The sequence below is a fragment of the Spongiactinospora gelatinilytica genome (genome assembly GCF_003236385.1).
Lineage (GTDB): Bacteria > Actinomycetota > Actinomycetes > Streptosporangiales > Streptosporangiaceae > Spongiactinospora > Spongiactinospora gelatinilytica.
This window is the reverse complement of the sequence record NZ_POUA01000510.1, coordinates 1-4,406: the sequence shown is the minus strand read 5'-3', so window position 1 is coordinate 4,406 and position 4,406 is coordinate 1. Positions and strand designations below refer to the sequence as shown.

Sequence of the window (4,406 nt, the reverse complement as noted above, 5' to 3'; positions counted from 1 at the left end):
AGGGCCCGACAAGCGTCCTGCCTCGGCAGGCCACGCGGCCATGGGGTCCGGAAACGCGAAACCGCCCCTGACCCGGGTGGGTCAGGGGCGGTTTCGCAGATGTGGAGGTGGCGGGAATTGAACCCGCCATTCCATAGCCTCCTACCAGCGGCTTTGTCCATAGTGCCAGGCAGTGCCGGACGGTGTCAGACGAAACGACACAGAACATCACGGGATCGAACGGCCGGTGCCCCCACAGGGGGCACCGATGATCTTGATCGATGGAGCCACCGGACGGGCTGTGACACTAAGGTGCGCCGTACTGCACAGTACGGGCCGTGACCCGAACGCACAGGACCGCACAGCACGCCGCTCTCCGCCTCCGCAAGCCGCTGCCCACCCCCGAGGCACAGCCCACCATGACCATCCCGGAAGCGGGACGCTTCCTCGGCCTGGCCCGGGGAACCTCCACGAAGCGGCGAAGCGGGGCGAGATCCCCACGATCCCGGTCGGCCGACGCCTGCTGGTGCCCACGGCGACCTTCCGGCATATGCTCGGGATCGACCCCGTCCCCGCGCAGTGCGGGCACTGTTCTCCGGTGGCCAGCGAGACCACCTAGCCTGCGGTGCCGTCTCGCTGCCCAGGCCGGGGGTATCACCAGGTCACCTCCCCGGGAGCAGGGGTCTTAGCGAAAGCCATTGCCGGGCCTGTCAGGTAGCCGTACTGTCACGCTAGGCAGTTGACCTAGGCGAGGAGGCCACGGCCATGGACCCACAATGGGGTAAGCACGACAATCCGAACAGCGGCGACAAAGACCCGCCGATGGACCCGCCGCAGCCGGACAAACAGCCCAGCGCGCCCCCCGCCGACCCCCCTGCGGACGATAAGAAGTGACGGACGACATCGCCACGCGGAACGCGCGACTGATCGACGCCATCCGCCCGTGGATCGGCTCGCGACCGCTGATCGAATCCGCGTTCCGCGCGGTCCCCCGGCACCTGTTCGTCCCGCCTGTGGCTCTGGCCGGTGAGGACCGGATGACCACCGTCATCAACCGGGACGCCGACCCGGCCGCGTGGCTGAACGCGGTGTACTCCCCGATGCCGATCGTCACCCAGCTCTCCGATGGCACGATCCCCATCGACTCTGTGATCGACGACGACGGCGCCCTGAACCTGCCGCGAGGTGTCAGCTATACATCCTCCAGCTCGGCCCCCGCCACGGTCGCCGAACTCCTCACACTCGCACACCCCGAGCCGGGGCACCGGGTGCTGGACATCGGCACCGGCACCGGCTGGACCGCTGCCCTGCTCTCCCACCTCACCGGCCCGGACAACGTGACCAGCGTCGAAGTGGACCCGGCCGTCGCCGAGCAGGCCGCCAAGCACCTCAGCGAGGCAGGTTTCGCCCCCCACCTGATCGTCGGCGACGGCGCGGACGGCGCACCCGATCACGCCCCGTTCGACCGCGTGCATGTGACCTGCGGCATCCGTGACGTGCCCTACGCCTGGGTCGAGCAGACCCGGCCCGGTGGCGTCATCGTCCTGCCCTGGTGCCCGGGATTCGGCGACGGCAACGCGCTGCGGCTGGTGGTGATGCCGGACGGCATCGCACACGGCCGGTTCCCCGGCTTCGCGTCCTACATGATGATGCGCGCCCAGCGGCCCGCAGCGGCCTCGACGTCCGGCCCGGAGCACGAGCGGGTATCACGCGTCGATCCCCGGACGATCGCAGCCGCCCCCGCCGGGGCGGACCTGGCGATCAGCGCGCTCACCGGCCTGGTGGCCACCACGGCGGACCTGGAAGACGGCGGATTCCGTATGTGGGTCCGCGACCCGGACGATGGCGGGCAGTGGGCGTCGGTCACCCGGCGGCCGGGACAGGACGAGTTCCGGGTGTACCAGGTCGGTGATCGCCCCGTGTGGGACGAGGTCACCGACGCCTACTTCCAGTGGGTGTCATGGGGCGAGCCCGGCCGCGACCGTTTCGGGATGACGGTCACCCCGGACGGGCAGCAGGTGTGGCTGGACACGCCCCACCGGCCGATCGGGTAGCCGACCGGCGGGGAATTCCCTTCTTAGGCCATTGTCAAGGCGCGCAGCTCTCTCGCGGCTGGTAGTGCTCGCGCCTTTTCGGGCAATTCGGAAATGATGCGGCGGCTCCATGCCTTCACGGCAGTTGTCCGATGTGCCGGGTGTAGGCCGTCGTATGCAGTTGCAGCCTCGGTCACGGCCTGGGGCACGTCCCCGTTACGCAGCAGGCATAGGCTCTTTTCCATCTGAATGATGGCGTAGGCGCGTGGGTTGGTCTCGTGCTCGCCCATAACGGTGAGGTCGTCGTACACGGTGGGGTCACCGGCACCAACCCGAAGAGCAACGCGCTCTAGATTGTGGCGTTCCTTTGACCATCCCCAGATGGCCTTTGTCTCGGTAGCGGCCTCTTGTGGCAGCCTTGTGGCCAGATCATCCAAGGGGTGCAGCACGTCCGAGGCGTTCTTGACCTCGCCCTGATTGAGCTGCTGTCGGGCCTGCGCGGTGCGTGCCTCCAGCAGACCGGCGTTCACTCGGCCCAGAGACAGGTGGACAGCTTCGGCTGCCATGCGCGGAGCGCTGTCAACGAGAGCCTGGCGCCCCCGCACCCACACTTGAAGGTCGAGATCCCTTGAGGAATCGGCGGCAGCTCGGGCGGTACGCCACCAGCGCCGCGCTGCGGAAACGTTGCCCGTCTCCTGGACGGCCATGGCCATTAGGGCGCTCATTTGCCCCGCGACACGGTGCAGGCCAGCGCGGTCCAGGTCGGTGCGATGGGCGAGGGCATGTTGCACATCTGCGAGGTTGGGAGCGAGTTGGCTGATGAACTCCTTCGGCGGGTGGTACCGGAGGTCGTAGGCGAGGTCGTACGCCGTGGCCTCTAGGTCGTTCAGACCGATCTGCTTGTCGAGCGAGAGCCCGAGCCCGGTCCGTACGGCCTCCAACTGATCGAGAGGAAGGACAGCGGCGGCCGAAATGGCCGCCATCAGGCGCATTGTGGTGCGACGTTCCATGTCGTCATCCTCGTGGTCTGAGGGGTTTGAGTCTTTTCTACCCGCCTGGCGCCGGTCGAACTCCGTCGCATAGGCATGAAGCATCACCAGGAAGCCATGGGCTTCGAGAGCGTCGTCGATGAGCTGGATCGTGCTGGCGTGAGGGTAGGTGATGGCCCGCTCATAGTGCGAGATCATGGTGTCATCGACACGCGCGTACGTGGCGAGCGCTCGCTGGCTTAACTTCTTCCTCCTCCGCCCTTGGCGGATGGCGGCCCCGAGCAAATGCCACGGTGATTCGTTGGGCTCAAGCACATCAGGGACACGCGGCATCGGGCCTCCCTTTGCGGGATTTGCGGGATCTTCATCATTCGGCATCAGCCTCTTGGATGCCGAATGACCTGGGCCCATCATGACACTGCCGCATAACAGATGTGGAGAGAAAAGCGGGAACCCGCCGAGCAACCGGGCAGCAGCTCGACGGGCCCCTGGCCGCAAAGTGAGGTGCGACCTGTGGATGAGAATAGGGCGCTGGCGAACATCGCAAGCGCATTCGGTGGATTCAACCCGAATGTGCCCAATAGTGCCCGGATCTACGACTACCTGCTCGGCGGGAAGAACCACTTCCCCCCCGACCGGGAAGCCGCCGCGGAGCTGCTTAAGCAGTCGCCTCACATCCGGGCCGGCGTGCGGGCGAACCGGAAGTTCCTGATCCGCACGACGAGGGATCTCGCCCGACGCGGGTACACCCAGTTCATCGACCTCGGCTCCGGCCTGCCGACCCAGCAGAACGTCCACCAGGTCGTCCAAGCCGTCAACCCCGACGCCCGCGTGGTGTACGCGGACAACGACTTGATGGCCGTCACCCATGGTCGCGCGCTGCTGAACGCGCCGGGCGTGACCATGCTCCAAGGCGACATCCGCCGCCCCGACGAGATCCTCAACGCCCCGGCTCTGACCGAGCTGCTGGACCTGCGACGTCCTGTCGTGGTCGTCGCCGTCGCCGTCCTCCACTTCGTCAGCGACCGTGAGGACCCCGCAGGGATCATCGCCCGGCTGCGCGCCCGGCTCGCCCCCGGCAGCCGTCTGGTGGTCAGCCACGCCTGTACCGACGAGGCGAGCGACGAGCAGATCGCCGAAGGACACGCTGTTTACGCGCGGTCCTCCAGCCCGGCGGCCTTCCGCCGAAGCGAGGACATCGCCGCCATGCTGGCCGCCTGCACCATGGAACCCCCGGGCCTGGTCCCGGTGTCGGAGTGGAAGCCCGACCCGGACATTCCGGCCGAAGACGTCGGCAACGCCATCTTTCTCGGCGGCATCGCCGATCTGAACGCCTACGGCCCGCTGGAGCGTGGCTGATGGACCCGTTCATGCCCGCTTACCAGGCGCGCACGCCATCCGAGAA

At 67.4% G+C, this 4,406-nt stretch carries 3 protein-coding genes; 2 read left to right on the top strand and 1 reads right to left on the bottom strand.

Annotation, left to right across the window (positions count from 1 at the left end; all coding sequences use genetic code 11):
* Window positions 1–869 precede the first annotated feature (869 nt).
* Entirely contained in the window at window positions 870–2,033 is a 1,164-nt protein-coding gene (locus C1I98_RS35925) for a methyltransferase domain-containing protein (RefSeq protein WP_111171751.1), read from the top strand.
* A 23-nt stretch (window positions 2,034–2,056) separates the two neighbouring features.
* On the opposite strand, the gene C1I98_RS35920 is transcribed toward C1I98_RS35925, so the two are convergent.
* A complete protein-coding gene (locus tag C1I98_RS35920; RefSeq protein ID WP_233508475.1) occupies window positions 2,057–3,334 on the bottom strand; it encodes a helix-turn-helix domain-containing protein in 1,278 nt (425 codons plus the stop codon).
* 240 nt (window positions 3,335–3,574) lie between these two features.
* Here C1I98_RS35920 and C1I98_RS35915 point away from each other — a divergent pair, with 240 nt between their 5' ends.
* A complete protein-coding gene (locus C1I98_RS35915; protein WP_233508474.1) occupies window positions 3,575–4,360 on the top strand; it encodes an SAM-dependent methyltransferase in 786 nt (261 codons plus the stop codon).
* Window positions 4,361–4,406 lie beyond the last annotated feature (46 nt).